The organism is Paenibacillus sp. FSL P2-0089 (assembly GCF_038595095.1).
Classification (GTDB): Bacteria; Bacillota; Bacilli; order Paenibacillales; family Paenibacillaceae; genus Paenibacillus_AQ; species Paenibacillus_AQ silagei.
Genome location: NZ_CP152006.1, coordinates 5,027,668 through 5,051,867, shown reverse-complemented (window position 1 = coordinate 5,051,867; position 24,200 = coordinate 5,027,668). Strand labels below are relative to the sequence as shown.

Here is a 24,200-nt window from a genome sequence, read left to right as displayed (position 1 = left end):
CAAATGAGTAAGAAAAAGAAACACTTCTCCTTGTTGTTGACAACGCTTTTAACCGTTTCACTGGCGCTAACGGCGTGCGGGGGAAACAGTAAGAACAATGCAGGCGGGGAAGCAGCTTCGGGCGGCAACAAAGCCTCGGAGACTACCGAAAAGCCAGTGGAACTGATCTGGTATACGATCGGGCCGCCGCAGAAGGATATGGACAAGGTCCTCACAGAAGTCAATAAATACACACTTGAAAAAATCAACGCCACACTCGATATCAAAATGCTCGACTTCGGGGACTACACGCAAAAAATGCAGGTTATGGCGGCTTCCGGTGAGCCTATGGATATCCTGTTCACCTCGTCCTGGGCCTTCGATTATGTGCAGAATGCACGTAAGGGCGCCTTCCTGCAGCTCGATGATCTGCTGAAGAATCAGGGCAAGGGCATTGTGGATACTATTGATCCGGCCTTCCTGGAAGGCTCCAAGGTAGACGGCCACAACTATGCGATACCGGCCAACAAAGAGCTTCCGGCTCAAGAGGTGTTCCGCTTCAATAAAGAGCTGCTCGACAAATACAAGCTGGATTTGACCAGCGTGAAGACGATGGCCGATCTTGAGCCGCTGCTCAAAACGATTAAGGAAAACGAGCCTGGAGTCACTCCTTACGCGATGGTGAAGGACTTCATGCCGATTATGCCTTTTGACTATGTGATCGAGAAGATGCCGATGGCTGTCTATATGGACACCAAGGACTACAAAGTGGTCAACATCCTGGAAACACCTGAGATTAAGGAAGCGCTTAAGACCGTCCGCAAATTCTACCAGGCGGGTTACATCTCCCCTGAAGTAGCGACTACCTCATCGGTAGATGATTTGTACAAAGCCGGCAAATGGTTCACTGACCGTGCATCCACCCAGCCGATGGCCGACAACCTGTGGTCTGCAAGCTATGGGTATCCGGTAGTATCGACACCAGCCAGTCAGCCTTATATCTATAACTGGTCGGTAATGGGCTCCATGCAGGCGATCTCGGCTAACTCCGAGTACCCTGAGAAAGCGATGGAATTCCTGAACCTGCTGAACACTGACCCTAAGCTGCGCAACATGATCGACTCCGGGATCGAGGGCGTACATTACGAGAAGATCAGCGACAACATGATCAAGAACCTCCCGGATGCGAAGAACTACGACATGCCTACGTTCTCCCTAGGTAACATCATGATCAACTATCTGAACGAAGGCGACCCTGAGAACAAATGGGAAGAGTTCAAAAAGTTCAACGATGCCGGTATCAATGCTCCGCTGCTCGGCTTCAACTTCGATACGTCCAAGGTGACGAATGAAATCGCCGCTGTTCAGAACGTGAAGGAAGAATTCTGGGCACCTCTGATGACCGGATCTGTAGATTCGGAAGAGTACCTGACCAAGGCTAACGAGAAACTCAAAGCAGCCGGTCTGGATAAAATTATTGCCGAAGCTCAAACGCAGATCGACGCCTGGAAAGCAGCGAATAATAAGTAGCATTCTATTAGAGGATCGGGCGGGTGATTAGACTTGGCCCGATCTTTTTTGTAAATATAAGAATTTTCCGGCATAGGAGGAACTAGAAGTATGGGGAAAATAGGAAAGTCCGCCAAAGATGTATTAAGAAATAAAGTGCTGCTGTTTATGGTTCTGCCGGGCACACTGTGGTTTTTATTCTTCTCTTACCTGCCGATGGTGGGTACGGTCATTGCATTTAAGGAGTACCGCTTCAGCCGGGATGGCTTCTGGGCCAGCATCATCAACAGCAAGTGGGTCGGCTGGGATAATTTCAAGTTTCTGTTCAGCACCAATGATGCCTATCTGATCACACGCAATACCCTTTTATATAATATAGCCTTCATTGGCCTGGGCCTGATTCTGTCCGTGCTGATGGCGGTGGTGCTGTCCGAGATTGCCAATAAAAAACTAGCCAAGTTCTATCAGACAGGCATGTTCCTGCCGTATTTTCTGTCCTGGGTTGTTGTGGGATACTTCGCGTTCAGCTTCCTTAGCTCGGAGCGGGGGCTGCTTAATGCCATGTTCGGCAGCAATATCTCCTGGTACTCGGAATCGAAATACTGGCCGTTCATTATTATATTCGTATTCCTCTGGAAGGCCGTCGGCTATAACAGCGTGGTCTATCTCGCCGCAATTATGGGCATAGACAAGTCCCTCTACGAAGCGGCGATGATCGACGGAGCCAGCAAGCTCCAGCAGATCCGCAGTATCACGCTGCCGATGCTGAAGCCGATCATTATCATTATGACGCTGCTTGCGATCGGGAAGATTTTCTATGCCGACTTCGGGTTGTTCTATCAGGTGCCGAGAGATTCGGGGACGCTCTACAGTGTGACTAACGTCATCGATACTTATGTATACCGTGGACTTAAGACTACCGGCGAGATCGGAATGAGTACGGCTGCGGGCTTGTATCAATCAGTGGTCGGGTTCGTGCTGGTTCTTACCTCTAATTACATCGTGCGCAAATTCGATAAGGACAGTGCATTATTCTAGGGAAAATGAAGGAAAGTGAGGTCATCCAAATGTCTGCTAATGCTGCGAAATCGCGCGATTTCCATCGGCTGTCGCCGGTGCTCAATACCATCTTCAACTGTATCGCCGGAGGCTTTGCCATCCTGTGTATCTTCCCGTTCCTGTTCGTGGTCCTCATCTCGTTCACGGACGAAGGGGCGCTTGCGCGGGACGGCTACCGGTTAATTCCGGCCAAATGGAGTCTGGAAGCCTACAAATATGTATTTAGCTCAGGGGACACGCTGCTCCGTTCTTACGGAGTGACCATTGCGGTAACGGTCATTGGTACAATTGTCAGCCTGCTGATTATTTCACTTTATGCGTATGCCATTTCACGTAAAAGCTTCAAATACCGCAATTTCTTCGCGTTCTTTTCCTTCTTCACCATGCTGTTTAACGGCGGGCTGGTTCCGACCTATATTGTCGTGACACAGATGCTGGGCTTGAAGGACAGCATTTGGGCGCTGGTGCTGCCGCTGGCGGTGAATGCTTTTTACATTATGATTCTGCGTACCTTCTATATTACCAGTGTGCCGGATGCGCTGATCGAATCGGCCAAAATCGACGGCGCCGGAGAGTTCCGCACCTTCCTGAAAATCGTGCTGCCGCTGTCCTTGCCGGGCCTCGCTACGATCGGGCTGTTCAGCACGCTCGGGTACTGGAACGACTGGTTCAATGCCCTGCTCTATATTGATAATCCGAATCTGGTGCCGCTGCAGTCCATGCTGATGCGCATTGAGACCAGTATGCAGTTCATTCTTCAGAATTCGCAGAACAGTTCATTAAGCCTGGAGGCCCTCCGCAACATGCCGCAGGATACCTCGCGTATGGCGATGGTGGTGCTGGCAACCGGACCGATTATTTTCGCGTATCCGTTCTTCCAGCGTTATTTCATTCAGGGTCTTACGGTCGGGGCGGTTAAGGAGTAGGGATATATAGATTAAGATCAAAGGAGAGAGGGTGGAGCCAGGATGTTATATAGAGACCGTACACAGCCCGTCAAGGAGCGGACGAAGCATCTGCTCGGGCTGATGACGCCGGAAGAGAAGGTCGGCCAGCTGGTGCAGCTGTTCGGGTGGCAGACCTATAATCATACAGATGGAAAGATAGAATTGACAGAAGACTTCAAGCGCCAGATCCGCGAAGGCGGTGTCGGCGCATTATACGGAACCCTGCGTGCCGATCCCTGGACAGGGGTTACGCTGGAGAGCGGGCTGGATGCACGGGCCGGAGCGGAGGCTGTTAATGCGATTCAGCGTTATGCGCTGGAGCATTCCAGGCTAGGCATTCCGCTCTTGATCGGCGAGGAATGCTCGCATGGGCATATGGCCATCGGGGCCACGGTATTTCCCGTTCCGCTGCTGATCGGCAGCACCTGGAATGTGGACCTCTACCGGGAGATGTCCCGGGCGGTCGCGCGGGAGACCCGTGCTCAAGGCGGAGCCGTGACGTATTCCCCTGTGCTGGATGTGGTGCGTGATCCGCGCTGGGGCCGGACCGAGGAATGCTTCGGGGAAGATCCGTATCTCATCGGCGAATATGCCGTAGCGTCTGTGGAAGGACTACAGGGCGACCGGCTTGACAGCGCGTCCAGTGTGGGGGCAACCCTCAAGCACTTCGTAGCCTATGGCAGCTCGGAGGGCGGCCGGAATGCCGGTCCGGCACATATCGGCAAGCGGGAGCTGCTGGAAGTCGATATGTACCCGTTCCGCAAAGCGGTGGAAGCCGGTGCGGTCTCCATCATGCCGGCTTATAACGAGATTGACGGCGTGCCTTGTACCACGAACCGGGAGCTGTTGGAAGAGATTCTGCGCGGTGAATGGGGCTTCGAGGGCATGGTGATTACCGATTGCGGCGCGATCGATATGCTGGCCTCGGGTCATGATACAGCGGACAGCGGGGAGGATGCAGCCGTACAGGCACTCACCGCCGGGATTGATATGGAGATGTCCGGCGTGATGTTTGGCGGATATCTGCTTACGGCGCTACGCTCCGGGCGGCTGGATGAGAAGCTGGTGGACCAGGCGGCGGCGCGTGTGCTGGAGCTGAAGTTCCGGCTGGGCCTGTTTGAACAGCCGTATGCCGATCCCGATTTGGCAGAGCAGGTCATCGGAAGTACGGAGCATGCGGAGCTGGCGCGCAGCGTGGCGGCGGAGGGAATTGTGCTGCTGAAGAATAACGGAGTGCTTCCCTTGTCTGCGGCCCATGGAAAGGTTGCGGTAATCGGGCCGAACGCCGATATTGGCTACAATCAGCTCGGCGATTACACCTCGCCGCAGCCGCGTGATCGGGTAACTACGGTGCTGGCCGGGATACGGGCCAAGCTTGCCGCGCAGCCGGAGCGTGTAGCTTATGCGCCGGGCTGCCGGATCAAAGACAGCTCCACCGAGGGCTTCGAGCTTGCGCGTGAGGTAGCAGCCGATGCGGATATCATTGTGCTGGCCCTGGGCGGGTCGAGTGCCCGTGACTTCGGGGAAGGCAGCATCGATCTGCGGACCGGAGCCTCGAAGGTCACAGAGAATGCGCTTAGCGATATGGACTGCGGCGAAGGCATCGACCGGATGTCGCTTCATCTGTCCGGTGTTCAGCTGGAGCTGATGAAGGAGCTGAAGGCGCTTGGCAAGCCGGTAGTCGTCGTATACATCAACGGCCGTCCCATTGCCGAGCCGTGGATCGATGAGCAGGCGGATGCCATTCTGGAAGCCTGGTATCCGGGGCAGGAAGGCGGCCACGCCATTGCCGACATTCTGTTCGGCGATGTCAATCCGTCCGGCCGGCTGACCCTGTCCCTCCCTGAGGATGTAGGACAGCTGCCAGTGTATTACTTAGGCAAACGTTCCCGGGGAGTGCGCTATCTGGAAGGGAATTCGCAGCCGCGTTATCCGTTCGGCTTCGGACTCAGTTACACAGAATTCAGCTATAGCGGACTCCAGGTAGAGCCGGCAGTGATCACAGCAGACGGAACGGCTGAGGTTACAGTGGAAGTAGAGAATACAGGCTCCCGCAGTGGTGCGGAGGTCGTGCAGCTATATATTTCCGATCTGGTCAGCAAGGTGACGAGACCGGCTAAGGAGCTTAAGGGATTCCGCAAGATCGTGCTGGAGCCGGGCGAGAAGCAGAAGGTGACCTTCACGCTGAGTGCAGAGCATCTGAACTATATCGGGCCGGATTATAAGCTGGTGGTTGAGCCGGGAAGCTTCCGCATCGGGGTCGGCAGGAATGTGAACGATACGCTGAATATAGATCTTACGGTTACGGAGGACTAAAGATGGAGCAGATAAACATCGAACGGATTAACCGGTTCATTCGGGAATGCTCACAGAAGCAGTGGCTGGAATACCGGGTGCTTGATGACTGGAAGGTCTTCTCCACTATCTACCGGCAGCCGGGCCACTATGACGAAGCACAGCCTTATTCGGGCAGCGAATCGTTCGGATTGTTTCCGAGCGTGCAAGGTACCACCTATTACTTCCGCACTACTCTCGATATCCCGGCGGATTGGACCGATGCGGACACCGGGCTGATCTTCCACTCCGGCGGCGAAGGGCTGCTGCGTGTGAACGGAGCCTCGCGGCAGGGGATTGACCGCAATCATACCTATGCTTCCCTGAACCCCGAGACGGGCGGCAGACACCCGGAGATTGAGATTGAGCTCTATGATCCGATCCCTGAGCCGGATGATCCGCTCAATAAACAAGCGGTCATTCAGCCGCCGGTCCGGTCCATTACCGCAGCGCTTGTCAGAGTGAACCTGCCGGTGCAGTCGCTGATGTACACAGTAACCGTCATCCGGGATTCAATGCTGCTGCTGCCGGAGCAGGACTTCCGGCGCGTCCGCATGCAGGAGGTGCTGCATCAGGCGATGGATGCATATGTGAATTTGGGGCCTGACGTTTCGCAGTCTGGCAAGGAGATAGAGAAGATTGAGCAGGAGCTGGCCGCGAAGGTGCAGGCCATCGGCGGCAACAGCGAGGGCTTCATTCATATGATCGGGCAGTCGCATATCGACATCGCCTGGTTATGGCCTACCCGGGAGACGGTGCGCAAGACCAGCCGGACCTTCTCGACGGTACATGCCCTGATGGAGGAGTATCCGGAATACCGCTATGCCCAGAGCCAGCCGCAGCTGTTCGCTTATCTGAAGGACAATGATCCTGAGCTGTACGCGAAGGTGAAGGCGCGGATTCAGGAAGGCCGCTGGGAGCTAGTCGGCGGCATGTGGGTCGAGCCGGATCTGAATATTCCGAGCGGGGAATCGCTGATGCGGCAGATGCTGTACGGGCAGCGCTTCTACCAGGAGGAATTCGGACAGCAGTCCGAGATTGAATGGCTGCCGGACACCTTCGGCTATTGCGCCTCCCTGCCGCAGATCCTGAAGCACGGCAAGGTCCGTTACTTCATGACCACGAAGCTGGGCTGGAATGATACCAACCTGTTCCCGTATGACCTGTTCCACTGGGTCGGAATTGACGGGACAGCACTATTATCATATATGAACCATGGCGTGAATGAGAATACGCTGCCGAAGGATATCCACGAGCACTGGCAGTCCTATCGCCAAAAAGCCGTTCACAGCGAGCAAATGCTGCTCTACGGACACGGAGACGGCGGCGGCGGCGTGACGCGGGAGATGCTGGAATACCTGTCGCGCTCGGAGCTGATGGTGGGTCAGCCTGCCTCCGGCTACAGCACGGCGGCGGATTTCTTCGCAGGCATCGAGCAGGCAGCACCGGAGCTGCCGGTCTGGCAGGGTGATCTGTATCTGGAGCTGCACCGGGGAACCTATACGACCCATGCGCGGAACAAGCGCAATAACCGCAAGGCCGAGATTCTGTACCGGGAAGCGGAGCTATGGCAGACTCTGGCTGGACACCAGCTGACACCGCAGCGGCGGGAAGAGGTAGGTGAGGCTCTGCATGAAGGCTGGAAGCTGATTCTGCTGAACCAGTTCCATGATATTATTCCAGGCTCATCGATTCCCGAGGTCTATGAGACTTCGGAGAAGGAATACAAGAACATCTTTGTCCTTGGGGAGAGTACCTTGAAGTCCGTTATGGAGGCTGCCGTAGCGGATATTGATACACGTGGAGAGGGACAGCCTTATGTCATCCTGAACGGACTGGGCTGGACCCGGGATATGGTGGCCCAGCTTGAGCTTTCCTCTAAAGTGGAGCCTGCCAATGTCGCCGTCTATGACCGGAACGGAACACGGCTTCCGGCAGAGCTGACTACAGCAGGAAAGCGGGCAGTGCTGCGTGTGCGGGTGCCGGAGGTTCCGGCATTCGGGTATGCAACCGTATGGCTGCGGGAAGAGGAACAGCCGGGGGCAGATGCATCTGATGCAGGCAATAACTCAATTTCTGCCGCGAACTCCGCTACGTTCGAGGATCGCTTGGAGACCGGCTACTACCGGCTCCAGTTCAATGAGCTGGGCGAGATCATCAGCTTGTACGACAAGGAAGCCGGGCGTGAGATTGTGAAGTCCGGCGAAGCGCTGAACCGGCTGCATTTCTTCCATGACCGTCCGATTCTCTGGGATGCCTGGGATATCGACAGCCGTTATGAAGAGCAGCCCGCCGGAGCAGCGGTACTGCTGGAGAAGCGGCTGCTGTCCACAGGTCCTGTCTGCGATGTACTGTTCTTCCGCTGGAGCCTCGGCCAATCGGAAATCCAGCAGGAGCTGATTCTGTATCACGCCGATAAGCGAATCGACTTCAAGACGAAGGTCCAGTGGCACGAAGCCCACAAGCTGCTGAAGGTTGGCTTCCCGATTGATGTAGTGACCAGCAAGGCCACGTATGAGATTCCGTTCGGCGCACTGGAGCGGACCACGCACCGCAACACCAGCTGGGAGCAGGCACAGTACGAGGTCTGCGGACACCGCTATGCCGATGTGTCAGAGCATGATTACGGCGTAAGCCTGCTGAACGACTGCAAATACGGCTATGATACGCAGGGCAGCACCATCCGTCTGTCCCTGCTGCGCGCTCCGCGCTGGCCGGATCATTCGGCCGATCAGGGAGAGCATGAATTCACCTATTCGCTCTACCCGCATACCGGGGACTGGCGCGCAGCGCATACCCAGCGCAAGGCCGCTGAGCTGAACCATGCTTCGTATGCTGTGGCCTGCGAGGCAAGTGAGGGACAGCATCCGTCCACTGGCTCCTTCCTTCCCTACGAAGGGAAGCAGGTAGTGTTGGACACGGTCAAGCTGGCGGAAGACGGAAGCGGCAGCATCCTGCGGCTATATGAATCTGCCGGTGGACGCGAGACCGTGCGGATCAGCTGGCCGCTGCCGCACTCTGCTATCTATCTGTCCAATGCACTGGAGGAAGAGACCGAGCTTTTGCCGGATGAAGACGGCGTGTTGACGATAGACTTCCATCCGTTCGAGATTAAGACGATTAAGATTATTCATGCTGAATAGAGGTACACAACTATATAGATTGAACTTGAGATTTAAGTTAAGGAAAAGTGGCGTAGGGGAATTTTGGAACTGTAGGAGCGATAGCGTCCGCCTTTGTCTGCGGATTTCAACCGTTAAAAACGGAAAAAATCAAGAAATCTGCAGACAACAGCGGCCGGAAGTCCAAAACTTCTCTGGAGTCACGGCCAATTCCAAAACATATGTGATGAGAAGCTTCAAGTTAATTTCCTAAGTTCAGCTATACCAATAGATCAAGCAAGAAGGAGACTACTACCTTGGAACAATTCAGACTTCCCCGCATCGAGATGCCGGAGCTTACGCTGCCGTCATCCATTCAGGCCGTGCTGGCCGACGCCGAAGCGAAGCTGGCCCACCGGCCCAAGCTGCAACGGCTGTTCCGCAACTGCTTCCCGAATACACTGGAGACGACCACCAAGCTGCTTGATGACGGCACCACCTTTGTGATTACGGGGGACATCCCCGCCTGCTGGCTGCGCGATTCAGTGGAGCAGGTCATTCATTATGTGCCTTTTGCCGCGGAAGATGCTGATCTGCAGCGGATTATCGGCGGGCTGATCAAGCGCCATACGGAGTATGTACTGATCGATCCTTACGCCAACGCGTTCAATGAATCGGCCAATGACTGGCACTGGAATGCCGCCGATGTGACCGAGATGTCGCCGTGGGTGTGGGAGCGCAAATTCGAGATCGACTCGCTGTGCTTCGTGATCCGGCTGGCCCATGCTTACTGGGAAGAGACGAAGCAGACCGATTTCTTTACCTCTGATTTCAAAAAAATGCTCCGCGTCATCACCGACCTGTTCAAGCGCGAGCAGCATCATGCCGAGCAGTCACCGTACCGTTTCACCCGGAACAACGGGATTATGGAGGATTCCATCCGTAACGGCGGCCTGGGGATGCCTGTCAATTACACCGGCATGATCTGGTCCGGCTTCCGCTCCAGCGATGACGCCTGCGACTTCCATTACAACATTCCGGGGAATATGTTCGCTGTGGTGGCGCTGCGGCAGATGCAGGATTTCGCCGAGTGGGTCTTCCGGGACTTGGATTTCCTAGCCGAGCTGAAGGAGCTGGAGCAGGAGGTCGATCACGGCATCAAGCTGTACGGCATCTACCGCCACCCGGAATTCGGGCCAATCTACGCATACGAGACAGACGGATACGGTAACTATAGCCTGATGGATGACGCCGGAACACCGGGCCTGATGTCCATTCCGTACCTGGGCTATCTGAACAATGACGATCCGGTCTATCAGAATACGAGACGGTTCGCTCTGAGCAGCGAGAATCCGTTCTACTTCGAGGGCAAGGCCGCCAAGGGAATTGGCAGTCCGCATACCCCTCCGGGCTACATCTGGCATATGGCGCTGTCGATGCAGGGCATCACGGCAGACAGCAAGGAAGAGCGGCTGGCAGTTATCGCCATGCTGGAAGCTACTGACGCCGATACTGGCTATATGCATGAAGGCTTCCACGCCGACGATCCGGCTGTGTTCACCCGCAAGTGGTTCGCCTGGTCGAACAGCTTGTTCTCGCAGCTGATTTTGCGGGCGCTGAAGGAAGACATTCTCTAAACATACGGTCCGGCACGTAAGAGGCGGTCCTGGTAATATACTATTTTTTCACAGATAAAGGAGACCAGATCATGAGTACAATTATTGGAGAAGCACTACCTAACATCCCTTGGCAGGAGAAGCCTGAGGGCACGAATTCCCCGGTATGGAGATATTCCGCCAACCCGATCATTCCGCGCAACGCCATTCCGAACTCGAACAGTGTGTTCAACTCGGCGGTCATTCCCTTCGAGGGCGGCTTCGCTGGTGTGTTCCGCTGTGATTCGCGGTCGGTCAGCATGGATATCTTCGCGGGCTTCAGTGAAGACGGTGTGAACTGGAAGATCAACCATGAGCCGATCGTATTTGAGGGCGATGAAGAGATCACCAAGCGCGAGTACCGCTATGATCCGCGTGTCTGCAAGATTGACGACCGTTATTATGTCTCTTGGTGCAACGGCTACCATGGCCCAACGATTGGACTGGCGTACACATTCGATTTCAAAACCTTCCATCAGCTGGAGAATGCCTTCCTGCCGTATAACCGCAACGGAGTGCTGCTCCCGCGCAAAATCGGCGGCAATTATGCGATGCTCAGCCGTCCGAGCGATACCGGGCATACGCCGTTTGGCGATATTTTTTACAGTGAGAGTCCTGACCTGACCTTCTGGGGCAAGCACCGCTATGTGATGGGTACGGTTGACGGTGACGCTTCTGCTTGGCAGTCCAAAAAGATTGGTCCCGGACCGATTCCGATTGAAACCGACAAGGGCTGGCTGCTGATCTATCACGGCGTTATCAATACCTGCAACGGATTCGTCTACCGCATGGGTGTCGCGCTGCTGGATCTGGATCAGCCTTGGAAGGTAAAAGCCCGCTCGCGCAACTATATCCTCGGCCCGGAAGAGCTGTATGAATGTGTCGGCGATGTGCCGAACGTGACGTTCCCTTGCGCGGCATTGACTGATGCGGCTACCGGACGGATTGCCATCTACTACGGCTGTGCGGATACAGTGACAGGACTGGCCTTCACGACCGTGGATGAACTGATCAGCTATATGGATGAATATCCGCTGGAGATTGAGGGGTAACAGGTTATGACTACTAAACAGACGGCACATATTATCTCGCATACGCATTGGGACCGGGAATGGTATCTGCCTTATGAGCGCCATCATATCCGGCTGATTCAACTGGTGGACACATTGCTGGACACGCTGGAGCAGAACCCGGATTTCCGCAGCTTTTTCTTCGACGGCCAGACGATTATCATCGAGGATTATCTCCAGGTCCGTCCGGAGAACCGGGAGCGGCTCACGCGGCATATCCGTGAGGGACGGATATTTATCGGACCTTGGTACATTCTGCAGGATGCTTATCTCACCAGTCCGGAAGCCAATGTACGTAACTTACAGCTAGGACATCAGGATGCGGCAGTCTATGGGGAAGTGTCCAAAATCGGTTATTTCCCGGACACCTTCGGCCTGACCGGACAGATTCCGCAGCTTATGCAGCAGGCCGGCATCACTAACGCCTTTTTCGGGCGCGGAGTGAAGCCTACGGGCTTCAACAATATGGTCTCCGATGACGGCTATGAATCCTCGTTCTCGGAGCTGGTCTGGGAAGGGCCGGACGGCTCGCAGGTGCTGGGCATCCTGTTCGCCAACTGGTATTCTAACGGGAATGAGGTTCCCGTCGAGCTTGATGAGGCACGCCGCTACTGGGAGCGCAAGCTGGGCGATGCCCGGCAGTATGCGGCGACCGATCAGCTGCTGTTCATGAACGGCTGCGATCACCAGCCGCTGCAGACCGACCTTCCGGAGGCGATCCGCACGGCGGAGAAGCTGCACCCGGAGGTCAACTTCGTTCACTCGAACTTCCCGGACTATATCAAGGCAGTGGAAGCTTCACTGGCTGGCCGCAGTCTGTCCACGGTGAAGGGCGAGCTGCGCAGCCAGCGCACGGACGGCTGGGGCACGCTGGTCAATACCGCTTCCGCCCGGGTATATCTGAAGCAACTGAACCAACGGGGGCAGGCCATGCTGGAAAAGGTGGCCGAGCCGCTGGCCGTTATCGCTAAGCTGCACGGCGGGGAGTATCCGCATCATCTGCTGGATTATGCGTGGAAGACGCTGCTGCAGAACCATCCGCATGATTCCATCTGCGGCTGCAGCGTGGATGAGGTACACCGCGAGATGGTCACCCGCTTCGACAAAAGCTATCACACGGCTGAGGGCATCGTGGCGGATAGTATGCAGGCGATCACCGCAGCGGTGGACACCTCCGGCTTCGCCGCTTACGGCGAAGAGGCACTTCCGCTCATTGTAACCAATACCAGCGGCTGGAGCCGCACCGGTACGGTGACCATAGAGCTGGATGCGGCCCGCCAGTATCTGCGCGAAGGACTGCCGCTGGAAGAGAATGCCCGGCTTATGAAGGCTGTGGACCTGGCCGGACGGGTCCTGGTCGATGCACAAGGCCAGCCGGTTCCTTGTACGGTGGAGGATCTTGGCCTGTCCTTTGGCTATGATCTGCCGGATGACCGGTTCCGCCAGCCTTATAGCTGCCGCAAGGTGCGTCTGACCTTCGAGGCGGCGGATGTGCCTGCCCTGGGACTGCGCACCTATGCCTGGGTCCGCCCTGTTGGGGCGGCTTCCGCTCAAGAAGCCTCATCGCTGGTTCGCGGCGGACGTGTGCTGGAGAACGACACGCTGCGCGTCGAGGTTATGGCTGACGGCTCCTTCACACTGGAGCATAAGCCTAGCGGCAAGATCTATCGTGACCTTGGTGTCTACGAGAATACCGGTGACATCGGGAATGAATATATGTACAGAGCGCCTGCGGGCGAAGTGCCGCTGACGACTCTGGGCCTTAACGCGGATATCGCTGTTATTGAAGATACGCCATACCGGGCTTCCATCGAAATCACCCATGAATGGGAGATTCCGGCTTCGGCCGATGCCCTGCTGGAAGAAGAACAGCGGGCGCTGGTCTATTACCCGGAGCGGCAGGCTCAGCGCAGTGCCGCTACAGTAACCCTTAAGCTGCGGACGGTCTTGAGACTGGAGCGCAGCGGCAAAGGGCTGGAAGTGAAGAGTTTCATTAGTAATACCGCTAAGGATCACCGCCTGCGGATGCTGTTCCCGGCGGATCTGTCCGCAGCCTCGCACCGCGTAGATTCGATGTTCGAGCTGGCGGAACGTCCGAACGAGCCGGCGCCGGAATGGCAGAATCCCAGCAATGCGCAGCATCAGCAGTGCTTCGTGGATGTTGCTGGAGAGAATGCAGGCCTCACGGTTGCGAACCTCGGATTACACGAATACGAGATTCTGCGGGATGGCCGCAATACCATTGCCGTTACGCTGCTCCGCAGTGTAGGCGAGATGGGCGACTGGGGCTGGTTCCCTACGCCGGAAGCCCAGTGCCTGGGTGAACAGACCGCAGACATGCTGCTCCTGCCGCATAGCGGGGATGCGGTAACCTCCGGTGCCGCTGCGGCTGCTTACCAGTTCCAGATTCCTTGGACCTGCGCGCAGGCAGAGGTTCACGCGGGAACGATTCCTTCCGTGTATTCGGCCGTCCGCTGGAACGGCGGAACCGCTGCTTTCTCTTCCATGAAGCTGAACAAAGAGCGCGGCGATGTGCTGCTCCGCTGGTTCAACCTTACGGAACAGCCTTGCGAGCTGGAACTGGAATCTGTGCTGTCGGTTACCGCCTTCTATACTTCGAATGTACTGGAAGCAGAAGGTGAAGAGCTTCAGCCAGAAGAAGCCGCTTCGCTCAAGCTTCCGCTTGGCGGACATGAGATTACCACGGTCGGCCTCCGGCTGCGCTGATCCACGCGAAGAAGGAAGAGGTGAGAAGAGTATGGATATGAATATGGATGAACCATTAGATCAGAACGTCTCCGATACCTGCCCGCTCACCAGTGTACAGCAGCAGATTGCAGCGGCATCCGGGGAGCCATGGCGGCTGTCTGCCGGGTCCAAAACCCGGATTGTAGACAATGCCAGATCGGATAATAACCGTGTTCTGAACGAAACAGCCTTTATTGTGCTGGGTGAATACTCGGGCATTCTGACACCCGCTGACCAGATCATGACTATTGTTCATGGGGAAACGGAGACACCCGCTTCGGGTGATATCGTCATTGAACTGACGGATCATGAAGCTGCGGGAGACCTGGACAGCAAGGAAGCTTACGTCATTGACATCGGGACTTATGCGAAGATCACCGCATCAAGTGAACGGGCAGTGATGTATGGTCTGCGGACGCTGTTGCAGAAGCTGGCGGATGACGGCTCCGTACCTTACGGAACCATTGCCGATGAGCCTGTCATTCGAGAGCGTGCGCTGCATATCGATATCGGCCGCAAATTCTACAGCGAAGATTGGCTTCTGGAGCGGATCAGAGAGATGTCCCGGCTGCGGCTGAATACGCTGCAGCTGCATTTCTCCGAGAACGAAGGCTTCCGGCTGATGAGTGAGAGCCATCCTGAGGTGGTGTCGGAGCAAGCTTTAACCAAGCAGGAGATGAAGGCGATTATCCTTGAGGCACAGCGTTATCATGTGGATATCATTCCTTCACTGGATTCGCCGGGACATCTGGGGCAGGCTCTCCGCACGCATCCCGAGTGGCTGCTCAAGGATTCAGCGGGAACTCCGGCTCCTGGGGCCCTGGATATTACGAATCCGGCCGCCCGCCGGTTCGTGCTGGATTTGATTGACGAATATGCGGAGTTATTTGCGGGCAGCCGCTATTTTCATATCGGCGGGGATGAATTCATTAACTTCGCGGAGTTCGATAAGTATCCGCAGCTCGCGGAGTATGCCCGGAATGTGCTGAACATCAGCGGCGGCACGGGCGTGGACACTTATATTGATTACCTTAACGAGGTTGCTGAGCATCTGGAATCGAGAGGCTGGACGGTCCGTGCCTGGAATGATGGCCTCTATCGTGCGGATCAGACCCAGCGGGTCGCGCCCAAGCCGTCCATTCAAATCACGTATTGGACGAAGTGGCATCCGATGATGGCCCCGGTGGAAGACATTCTCGCCAAGGGACATCAGGTGATTAACTACAACGATGGCTACTTGTACTACGTGCTGGGCGAAAATGCGGGCTATAAGTATCCGACAGGCGAGAAAATCCGCGCCTCCTGGCATCCCGGCCTGTTCCCGGCCCGTACCGGAGAAGCCAAGCAGGAGTATACCGGAGCTTATCCGCGCGAACTCATCGGCACTACCTTCTCCATCTGGAGTGACAAGCCGGAGGCGCAGACCGAAGCGGAAGTGGCCGCAGGCCTCCGCGGCCCGCTGCGGGCGATGGCGGAGTTAGCCTGGTTGGGGAAGCAAGATGCGGGTGAGTAGATGGCTGAATAAATAGCTTAGTAGACAATAGTATTGCTTTCTATGATTGCAGCAACGGATACCGTCCGCTTCACAGGGACTTGTCCGTTGCTGTTTTTTTGCGTGAATTGGGAAAAGCGAACACAATGGGCAGTGCGAGGGTACGTGGTCCCAATATAGTCGAAAAACCGACCACATTGGGCACGCGCGGCGTCCATGGACTGAATGTATGCGGAAAACCGAACATATCATGATGCCTAAATATCTTAAATTCATTTTATATACATTTATGCTATCATATTACTCAAAAAAGACAGGCGGTGCAGGTGTGCAGAACATCAAAGTCTATCATTACGATGCGTTCAGCAGCATTCCGAACAAGGGGAATCCGGCAGGAGTTGTCCTGAACGGCGAGGGGCTCACGGAGCAGCAAATGCAGGAGGTCACAGCGAAGGTGGGTTTCAATGAGACGGCGTTTCCGTTAAAATCCAACCTGGCGGATCTCAGAATCCGCTATTTTACCCCGGGGCATGAGATTAATCTCTGCGGCCACGGGACCATGGCGTTGTTATATGCCATGAAGACCAAGGGTCTGCTTGGAGACGCCAGCGAGCTGACCATCGAGACCAAAGCAGGAGTCTTGCCCGTCCGTTTCACAGAAGATCACGACAGCCTCTATATGACGATGAGACAGGCCAGTCCCCAGTTTCAACCCTTTAACGGATCGCTTGAGGACCTGGCCCGCTCGATCGGCCTTGAACCCGGTGATATTGATCAGACCCTGCCGACCATGTACGGCAGCACCGGAACGTGGACCTTACTGGTCCCGGTCACAAGCCTTGACGCCTTCACCCGGATGGTGCCGGACAACAAGCGGTTTCCCGAGGTGCTGAAGGAGATGCCCCGCTCGTCCATTCACCCGTTCTGTCTGGAGACGTATGATCCTGAGGCGCATATGCACGCCCGCCATTTCTCCTCCCCGTTCTCTGGGACCACCGAGGACCCGGTGACTGGCACCGCCTCCGGGGTGATGGGGGCTTATTATTCCAGGCATATCGGCGGACAAGCACCCTCCTTCGAGCTGCTAATTGAGCAGGGCCTTGAGATCGGCAGGGACGGCAGAGTCAGAGTGTCAGTGTCGGACAACGGCAACACTATAGAAGTGACTGGCAATGCAGTTTATGTGAATGAATTTGATGTGATGCTGTGATTTCCCTCATTCCTGTGATGTGTCAGTTCTCCCCCTTGCCATAATGTAATCCCGCCTGATAGGCCTGTTCCAGAAGCGCTTCATAATGCGGGGGCGGCGAATCCAGGGTCTCGTAAAAGAACTCAACCTTGGAGTCTGTGATTCCGCAGTAATCGGCAATTCCTACGTTCAGCAGACGCGTGGTGGCCTCATCATAATTACGTTTCTTCACCTGCTCCTCCGATACGCCTGCCAGAGCCAGCCATAGCGCACGATAATCATGCAGATTACTTGTGCCGTAGGCAACCCTGTTGTTCAGCACCCGGTCGATATACCCCTTCAGCATGGCCGGCAGATGCCACCACCACAGCGGAAAAACAAATGCCAGGCCGTCATGCTGCCGCAACCGCTCCATTTCCCGCTCTAATTCAGGAGAATAGGGCTGTTCCTGTTCACCTGCGGTCATATTGAGTTCCTCTCTCCCCTGTAGAACAGGGTCAAATCCTATCCCATGCAAATCCAATATCTCATAATCATGGCCGGCCTGGCTCAATCCCTCTGCGAAACGGCGGGCGACCTGGAAGGTCAGGGAATCTTGTCTTGGGTGTGATACGACGATTAATACGCTCATGCTTGTATCTTCACTACCTTTCTTAATAGCAGGTTTGTAGCCATGTTCCTTGGCTGATGCTATTATAAACAGGAATAAAATAATCCGGAAGGACGCACTTTGCTGTTCTATAGGAAGGTGTATGTTCCATAGGAACATTGAGGTACCCTACATAATGGAGGCAGAAGCAATGACTGAACAGAATGGCGATAGCGTTCCCAAAAAGTACAAAGTAGGCGTAGAGGCGGCGCTGGAAGTGATGGGCGGCAAGTGGAAGCCGCTGATTATCTACCATCTTATGACCGGACAGAAGCGAACCTCCGAGCTGCTGCGGCTCATTCCGGGCTTAACCCAGAAAGTGCTGACTGCCCAGCTAAGAGGGCTGGAGAACGATGAGATTATCTCACGGACCATCTACCAGGAGATTCCTCCCAGAGTGGAGTATGAGCTGACGGCCTACGGCTGGGGGCTGAAGCCCGCGCTGGACCTGTTATGCTACTGGGGAGAGGAGCATCTGGACAGGATCCATGGCGACAGGTCCAAGGTGCTGGAGGACTTTTAGGCATCAGAGCGAGACAGAGAGAAAAGGGGAAAGAGCATGGAATTTGCAAGTCTAACCACAGTCGTCACCCTCATTAACATCATTCTGGCACTGGGCTTTCTGTTCATTGAGCGCAGGGAGGCTGGATATACCTGGGCCTGGCTGATGGTACTGTTTTTCATCCCGATTCTGGGATTTGTCTTGTATATCTTTTTCGGACGCAATCTCAAAAAGAAGAATTTCTACAAGCTCTTCATCGAAGAGCAGGAATATGTCCAGGCCGAAGCCGACAAGCAGCTGGCAGCCTTCGCGGAAGGGGCGGATGACAGGTCGCAGCTGCTGACGAACTATGCCCAGCTCATCAACATGAATATCCGTTCGTCGCACGGCCTGTTATCCAGCGATAATGAGATTGTTATTTACAGTGACGGCCATCAGAAGTTCGCCGCGTTATTCGAGGATATCCGCTCTGCCCGCGCAGAGATCAACATTCAGTATTATATCATTCAGCCGGACCGTCTGGGCCGGGAGCTGAGGGATATGCTGATCGTGAAGGCCATGGAAGGCGTGAAGGTGCGGCTGTTATATGATGAAGTCGGCTCGAAGCGGATTTCACGGCATTTTTTCAGAGAATTACGTGCAGCAGGGGGCGAGGTTGAAGTGTTCTTCCCGTCCCTGCTCAAGCCGCTGAACTTCCGGATCAACAACAGGAATCACCGCAAGCTGTGTATTATTGACGGAAGCATCGCCTATATCGGCGGGTTCAATGTGGGGGATGAATATCTGGGGCAGGTTCCGAAGTTCGGCTACTGGCGTGACACTCATCTCCGGATTACCGGAAATGCAGTCAGCCATATCCAAGGCAGATTCATCCTGGACTGGCATCAGGCGGGGATGCATGAGCGCGGGGATTACGGGGAATTCGTCTTCAACATGGAGCCCCATACAGGGACAAGCCCGGTGCAGATTATTACAAGCGGCCCCAATTCGTCCACCGAGCATCTGAAGAATATGTACATCAAGCTTATTTTATCGGCTAAAAAAAGTGTGTACATCCAGACCCCGTACTTCATACCGGACACCAGCTTCATGGACGCCTGCAAAATCGCCCTGCTCTCCGGAGTGGATCTGCAGATCATGATCCCTAACAAGCCTGACCATCCGTTCGTGTATTGGGCCACCTGGGCGTATGCCGGAGATCTGCTGAATTACGGGGCCAAAATCCTGCTCTACGAGAATGGCTTCCTGCACGCCAAAACGATTGTCGCTGACGGAGAGGTTGCTTCTGTCGGAACGATGAATATCGATTCGCGCAGCTTCCGGCTGAACTTCGAGGTGAATGCCATTGTGTATGACCGGGCGATTGCCGAACAGCTCCAGGATATTTTCCTGAACGATGTCAGACTGTGCTCTGAGCTGACCGTTGAACGTTATGCGCAGCGCTCGCTGGTGATCAAGCTGAAAGAGGGGATTTCCCGGCTGTTGTCGCCTATTCTGTAAGGAGAGTGGAGCGCGGGCAGCTGTATTTTATTGAGGGAGGAATGACAAATGGGTATGCTGGGTCAATATGTCATGGTGGATGAGGATACACTGGAGCGCATGATGGAGATGGACGGTTCAGAGCTGATGAATACGCTGGAGAAGCTGATTGAAGGCGGAAGTGAATATTACGATATCGACAAGCTGTGGGAGGAGCTGCATCTCGCGCTAACTGGAGTCTCGGCCAGTGAACCTATCGAAGGCGATCCGTTAAGTGAAGCTGTTGTCGGGGTTCATGTGTTTGAGGTGGAAGAGGAGGACGGGTTCTTCGCGTGCACCGAGCAGGATGAATTGGAGGACATTATTGCGGCGATGCAGCAGGTGGACTTCGATCAATTGAAGACGGATGGTGTAGCGGAGGAGCTGAGGGCAGCTTTGAAGGTTGAATTTGCAGGCCTGCTGGACTTCTACGGGAAGGCGCTGGCGGGCGGGAAGCACGTGATTTTCAGTGTGGCTTGAACGGGATGGCGCGAAGCGCCGGGACCTCGTTAGGAGGGGGAACCGGGCTTCAGGTTTTTCTGGAGATAATATTTGCTCTGCCCTTCATGCGGACAATCTTTGATCTCGCCGAAGATCTCATACCCCTGCTTCTGATAAAAAAACGGCGCCTGCCAGCTCATCGTGGTCAACTCGCTTACCTTACAGCCGCGTTGCCTGGCTCTGTGCTCCAGCTCTTCCAGCAGGGCCTTGCCGAGTCCATGCCCCCTGTACCCGGGATCCACAGCCAGCAAGTGCACATTCAGAATATTCCAGACCATATCCCCGGTAACGCCGCCGATGAAGACGCCGTTCTCATAGGCCGCCAGGGAGATCACCTCGCGCTGATAGGGCGGAATGCTGCTGTCCATGCGGCGGCTGTGTTCCTCCAGTAAGCGGGAGATTTCCTGCTGGTTCTGAGCAAGATCCAGTTCTATAATGTTCATGGGTACTCCTCCTTAGTATTTGAATTCAATTATAGCCATTATATCAAAATAGAGCCTGCGGACGATGCCGCAGGCTCTATTTGTACATGGAGAACGGCGGGAGTGCCGTCCGTTATTCCGGGGAGATGTACATGTCTTGGAGTCCCGCAAAGTACCTGACTATTCATCGAAGCCAGGTCTCCGCTTTGTGTGTGGCGAGTTTAGTGCTTGTGTCCGCTCTCGGCATTCAGCTTGGCGATCAGCTTATCGCCTTCGACATCGAGATTCGGCAGCAGGCGGTCCAGCCATTTCGGCAGCCACCAGGCTTTGTCGCCGAAGACGGCCATGACGGCCGGAACAAGCGTCATCCGGATGATGAAGGCATCGATCAGGATGCCGAAGGCCAGCGCGAAGCCGATCTGCTTAATCATCGCATCAGGGGCGAAGATGAAGCCGGCGAAGACGGACACCATGATCACACCTGCGGCCAGTACGACCCGGCTGGCCAGATCATAGCCGTGAATAACACTGTCCTTGCCATGGCGGCCGTGGACATAAGCTTCACGCATGGAGCTGACCAGGAAGACTTGATAATCCATGGCGAGTCCGTACAGAATACCGGTGACCAGGATCGGCATGAAGCTTAGCAGCGGTCCGCCGGTATCGAAGCCGAACAGCGAATGCAGCCAGCCCCATTGATAGACGGCGGTGGTTACGCCGAAGGTGGCAATAATACTTAACACGAAGCCGACGGTTGCTTTGATAGGTACGATAATGGACCGGAATACCAAGAGCAGAATGATCAGCGACAGGATAACGATGATCCCGATGTATATAGGGAAGGCATCGGACAGCTTCGAGGACATATCAATATTGATGGCGGTGAAGCCGGTCACGCCAAGATTAATATTGTTGCCGGTGGTCAGGCTGGACGCTGGATCACGCAGCTCCTGTACCAGGTCTCTGGTTGCGGTATCTGTGGGCCCTGTCTTCGGAATCAGGCTGATAATGGCGATATCGCCGGTGGGACTGACACCGAGCGGAGAGACCAGGGTCACATTATCGTGCATTTGCAGCTCCTGAACCAGCTTGCCCAGGATCGGCATGGAGATCTTCTCAGACGGATTCTTTGTCTCAGCAACCAGCAGCAGCGGGCCGTTGAAGCCTTCACCGAACCCTTTGGAGATGACATCATAGCTCTGACGGGCCGGAGTATCCAGGTTCGCCGAGGCGCCGGATGGAATACCCAGCTCCATCTTGGTCACTGGAATGGCGGCTGTGCCAAGCACCAGCACCACCAGCACAATGATGGCCCAGCGGTATTTCACCGTGGCATTTGCCCAGCGGTGCGAGAAGCTGTGCTGCGCTTTTTTGGCAGCGGTGCTGTGCTTGGTCCGGGCTTTGGCGGTTACGATCCGTTCACCGACCAGGCCGAGCAGCGCAGGCAGCAGGGACAAGGCCAACAGGACATTGATCAGAACGCTGGCCGCAGCAACTAGGGCCATAGTAGACAAGAAGCCGATGCCGATGACGAGCATGCCGCATAAGGCGATAATAACGGTCAGACCGGCGAAGAATACCGCGCTGCCTGCGGTGCCCAGTGCACGGCTGGCTGCTTCGGCTGCGCTTAATTTCTCATCCAGGATCAGACGGCGCTGGCGGTTCACAATGAACAGCGAGTAGTCGATCCCCACGGCGAGACCAATCATCACGGCAAGAACCGGTGTAATATCGTTCATCTGGATCAGGCTGCCGAGGGCAAACGCACCTCCGACGCTAATGCCTACTCCGAGAAGTGCGGTCAGCAGCGGCAGCCCGGCGGCAACGACTGAGCCCAGCGTCATGAACAATACGATGGCAGCAACGGCTACGCCGATCGCTTCCGTGGAGCCGATGGCCGGCATGCTTTTGAGCGAGTCGCTTGGAATCGCGGTAATGCCTGAACCGGACTGTTCAACTTTGGTCACGGTATCGATGATGTTGTCCGGCACCTCCGATGGCAGAGATGTCTGCTGAACCGTGAACTGGAACTGGAACAGGGCAATGCTGCCGTTAGCCGACAGCATCACGCCGGGAACCGGAGCGCCGTCAACAATCAGCGGACCGAACGGTGCTGCCTGAGCAGCAGCGGCTTGACCAGCAGCGGCAGAAGGATCGGCAGCGGCTTGACCAGTGGCAGCGGAAGGATCAGCGGCAGCTTGACCGGCAGCGGCGGAAGGATCAGCGGCAGCTTGACCGGCAGCGGCGGCCGCTGCTTGTGCTGCCAGTTCGGCAGGGTTGATGACATATTCCATGTTGTATACATCATTAATAGCTTTTAGAAGCAGCGCTGTACGCTCAGGCGTATCAAGACGCTCCCCGTCCGGTACAGTGAAGGCGATACTAGCCTGGCCTCCGGCCGCAGCGGGCAGCTCTTTTGTCAGCTTATCCAGCACCTTTTGCGACTCTGTGCCTTCAATTTTCATCTCGGAGCTGGATTGAATGCCGTTGACTCCAATCAGGGTGCCTACAACTCCGAGTACAATGATCCAGACTGCAATGAAGGCCCAGGGCTTAGCATAAGCCGATTTACCTAAGCGGTATAGAAAAGTAGACATGTAGTGGTTTCTCCTCTTTATCTGTGAATTTAGAAGCCGTTGCGTAAATAAGCAAACATGGAATTCAGGTATTGTTCAAACGGCATAGCCCCGGAGTCCCCGCTCTGCTGCTCACCCGGCAGCATGACGTTCAGCCGTCCGTCCAGGATAGGCACGAAGGCCCCATAGACGGCACCTACCAGCAGGTGGGTATATCCATCGGCATACCGTCCACGGGTGAACTGCTCCAGTGTCTCCTGGGCGGTGATCTGCAAATGCCGGAAGACATTGAGAATGTAAGGCTCCAGGGACGGATATTGATTAGCCAGGGAGACGAACTGCCGCAGCTTATGCAGGAACTCCGAGGTGAATTGCAGCTTCAGCAGATTGTACAGGGCATCGAGCGGTGTAGCATCCGACGGCAGAGCAGCCAGCGGGTTATTCTCTTTCTCTTGGACAGCAATAATGCCAATGAAATAGGCGGCGACTGCCTCCTCCTTACAGGAGAAGTAATTCGCAAAAGTCCGCCGGGAATATCCAGCCTTCTGAACAACATCATCCACAATGAAGCCATCCATGCCATGCTCAAGCGCAAGCTCGAAGGCCGCTACGGCTAAGGCATAGGCGGTGGCTTCTTTTTTTTTGTCCCGCAGATTCAGTTTGGAATTCAAAAGTAAATGTTCCTCCTTTCCCTGAAATCTATAAGCTCTATAGAATCTATAGGTTCTATTATTGCTCAAAGGGAAAGATTGCACAATGAGCATCGAGTGACGGAAATGTGAATATTTTAAATTTGGAGTAATGGACTGAGAAAGAAAGGTGGGGGGAGGAGATTAAGTTAGGAGGGCGTGGGGAAGGGAGTGGGAAGTAAGTGAGTAAATGAGGAGTGAGAGCTAGAGTGGGAGTAAGTGAAGGAGAGTAAGTGAGTAAGTGAGTAGATGAGTGAGTA

The 24,200-nt window shown here is 55.1% G+C and carries 17 protein-coding genes; 13 read left to right on the top strand and 4 right to left on the bottom strand.

The features are described from left to right. The first annotated feature begins 3 nt into the window (after positions 1-3). From NST69_RS21240 to NST69_RS21195, 10 genes are all read left to right on the top strand, one after another. Positions 4-1,509 carry an ABC transporter substrate-binding protein gene (locus tag NST69_RS21240; protein WP_339310655.1) on the top strand — a complete coding sequence of 502 codons (1,506 nt, stop codon included), beginning with the start codon at positions 4-6 and terminating at the stop codon, positions 1,507-1,509. A gap of 90 nt (positions 1,510-1,599) precedes the next feature. Continuing rightward, entirely contained in the window at positions 1,600-2,526 is a 927-nt protein-coding gene (locus NST69_RS21235; RefSeq protein ID WP_036731566.1) for an ABC transporter permease subunit, read from the top strand. Positions 2,527-2,555: 29 nt separating this feature from the next. Further along, positions 2,556-3,473, top strand: a complete 918-nt coding sequence (locus NST69_RS21230; RefSeq protein WP_036731568.1) for a carbohydrate ABC transporter permease — start codon at positions 2,556-2,558, stop codon at positions 3,471-3,473. Between the two features lie 42 nt (positions 3,474-3,515). After that, positions 3,516-5,810, top strand: a complete 2,295-nt coding sequence (locus tag NST69_RS21225; RefSeq protein ID WP_339310653.1) for a glycoside hydrolase family 3 N-terminal domain-containing protein — start codon at positions 3,516-3,518, stop codon at positions 5,808-5,810. 17 nt (positions 5,811-5,827) lie between these two features. After that, positions 5,828-8,971 carry an alpha-mannosidase gene (locus tag NST69_RS21220; protein WP_342550205.1) on the top strand — a complete coding sequence of 1,048 codons (3,144 nt, stop codon included), beginning with the start codon at positions 5,828-5,830 and terminating at the stop codon, positions 8,969-8,971. A 275-nt stretch (positions 8,972-9,246) separates the two neighbouring features. After that, entirely contained in the window at positions 9,247-10,566 is a 1,320-nt protein-coding gene (locus NST69_RS21215) for a glycoside hydrolase family 125 protein (protein WP_036731572.1), read from the top strand. Between the two features lie 71 nt (positions 10,567-10,637). Next, positions 10,638-11,636: a glycoside hydrolase family 130 protein gene (locus NST69_RS21210; RefSeq protein ID WP_036731574.1), complete on the top strand. Its 999-nt coding sequence runs from the start codon at positions 10,638-10,640 to the stop codon at positions 11,634-11,636. A 6-nt stretch (positions 11,637-11,642) separates the two neighbouring features. Beyond that, positions 11,643-14,381, top strand: a complete 2,739-nt coding sequence (locus NST69_RS21205) for an alpha-mannosidase (RefSeq protein ID WP_036731576.1) — start codon at positions 11,643-11,645, stop codon at positions 14,379-14,381. 31 nt (positions 14,382-14,412) lie between these two features. After that, a complete protein-coding gene (locus NST69_RS21200; protein WP_051478549.1) occupies positions 14,413-15,915 on the top strand; it encodes a glycoside hydrolase family 20 protein in 1,503 nt (500 codons plus the stop codon). A gap of 307 nt (positions 15,916-16,222) precedes the next feature. Beyond that, a complete protein-coding gene (locus NST69_RS21195) occupies positions 16,223-17,104 on the top strand; it encodes a PhzF family phenazine biosynthesis protein (protein ID WP_036731578.1) in 882 nt (293 codons plus the stop codon). A gap of 22 nt (positions 17,105-17,126) precedes the next feature. Here the strand turns inward: NST69_RS21195 and NST69_RS21190 are convergent, their stop codons facing one another. After that, the gene (locus tag NST69_RS21190; protein WP_036731580.1) at positions 17,127-17,714 is read right to left on the bottom strand and encodes an NAD(P)H oxidoreductase; all 588 of its coding nucleotides are present in this window, start codon (positions 17,712-17,714) and stop codon (positions 17,127-17,129) included. 169 nt (positions 17,715-17,883) lie between these two features. On the opposite strand from NST69_RS21190, the gene NST69_RS21185 reads away from it, so the two are divergent. Genes NST69_RS21185 through NST69_RS21175 form a run of 3 tightly spaced genes read left to right on the top strand, consistent with a single transcriptional unit; the run spans position 17,884 to position 20,232 of the window. Next, positions 17,884-18,255, top strand: coding sequence for a helix-turn-helix domain-containing protein (locus tag NST69_RS21185; protein WP_036731582.1), 372 nt, complete (start codon positions 17,884-17,886; stop codon positions 18,253-18,255). 36 nt (positions 18,256-18,291) lie between these two features. After that, on the top strand, positions 18,292-19,734 hold the full coding sequence (cls, locus tag NST69_RS21180; protein WP_036731583.1) for a cardiolipin synthase: 1,443 nt from the start codon (positions 18,292-18,294) through the stop codon (positions 19,732-19,734). A 48-nt stretch (positions 19,735-19,782) separates the two neighbouring features. Then, positions 19,783-20,232 carry a DUF1877 family protein gene (locus NST69_RS21175; protein WP_342547047.1) on the top strand — a complete coding sequence of 150 codons (450 nt, stop codon included), beginning with the start codon at positions 19,783-19,785 and terminating at the stop codon, positions 20,230-20,232. 29 nt (positions 20,233-20,261) lie between these two features. On the opposite strand, the gene NST69_RS21170 is transcribed toward NST69_RS21175, so the two are convergent. The 3 genes from NST69_RS21170 to NST69_RS21160 form a co-directional block, all read right to left on the bottom strand. Further along, positions 20,262-20,696 carry a GNAT family N-acetyltransferase gene (locus NST69_RS21170; RefSeq protein WP_036731584.1) on the bottom strand — a complete coding sequence of 145 codons (435 nt, stop codon included), beginning with the start codon at positions 20,694-20,696 and terminating at the stop codon, positions 20,262-20,264. Between the two features lie 200 nt (positions 20,697-20,896). Next, positions 20,897-23,272 (bottom strand): MMPL family transporter, encoded by a 2,376-nt coding sequence (locus NST69_RS21165; RefSeq protein WP_036731585.1) that lies wholly within the window; start codon positions 23,270-23,272, stop codon positions 20,897-20,899. 29 nt (positions 23,273-23,301) lie between these two features. Then, entirely contained in the window at positions 23,302-23,922 is a 621-nt protein-coding gene (locus NST69_RS21160) for a TetR/AcrR family transcriptional regulator (protein ID WP_036731586.1), read from the bottom strand. Positions 23,923-24,200: the final 278 nt, after the last annotated feature.

Excerpts from the sequence above, each read along its gene's own strand:
- NST69_RS21190 (WP_036731580.1), bottom strand. The coding sequence starts at position 17,714 with ATGAGCGTATTAATCGTCGTATCACACCCAAGACAAGATTCCCTGACC.
- cls (WP_036731583.1), top strand. The coding sequence starts at position 18,292 with ATGGAATTTGCAAGTCTAACCACAGTCGTCACCCTCATTAACATCATT.
- NST69_RS21210 (WP_036731574.1), top strand. The coding sequence starts at position 10,638 with ATGAGTACAATTATTGGAGAAGCACTACCTAACATCCCTTGGCAGGAG.
- NST69_RS21235 (WP_036731566.1), top strand. The coding sequence starts at position 1,600 with ATGGGGAAAATAGGAAAGTCCGCCAAAGATGTATTAAGAAATAAAGTG.
- NST69_RS21240 (WP_339310655.1), top strand. The coding sequence starts at position 4 with ATGAGTAAGAAAAAGAAACACTTCTCCTTGTTGTTGACAACGCTTTTA.
- NST69_RS21175 (WP_342547047.1), top strand. The coding sequence starts at position 19,783 with ATGGGTATGCTGGGTCAATATGTCATGGTGGATGAGGATACACTGGAG.
- NST69_RS21230 (WP_036731568.1), top strand. The coding sequence starts at position 2,556 with ATGTCTGCTAATGCTGCGAAATCGCGCGATTTCCATCGGCTGTCGCCG.
- NST69_RS21170 (WP_036731584.1), bottom strand. The coding sequence starts at position 20,696 with ATGAACATTATAGAACTGGATCTTGCTCAGAACCAGCAGGAAATCTCC.
- NST69_RS21165 (WP_036731585.1), bottom strand. The coding sequence starts at position 23,272 with ATGTCTACTTTTCTATACCGCTTAGGTAAATCGGCTTATGCTAAGCCC.
- NST69_RS21185 (WP_036731582.1), top strand. The coding sequence starts at position 17,884 with ATGACTGAACAGAATGGCGATAGCGTTCCCAAAAAGTACAAAGTAGGC.
- NST69_RS21205 (WP_036731576.1), top strand. The coding sequence starts at position 11,643 with ATGACTACTAAACAGACGGCACATATTATCTCGCATACGCATTGGGAC.
- NST69_RS21225 (WP_339310653.1), top strand. The coding sequence starts at position 3,516 with ATGTTATATAGAGACCGTACACAGCCCGTCAAGGAGCGGACGAAGCAT.
- NST69_RS21200 (WP_051478549.1), top strand. The coding sequence starts at position 14,413 with ATGGATATGAATATGGATGAACCATTAGATCAGAACGTCTCCGATACC.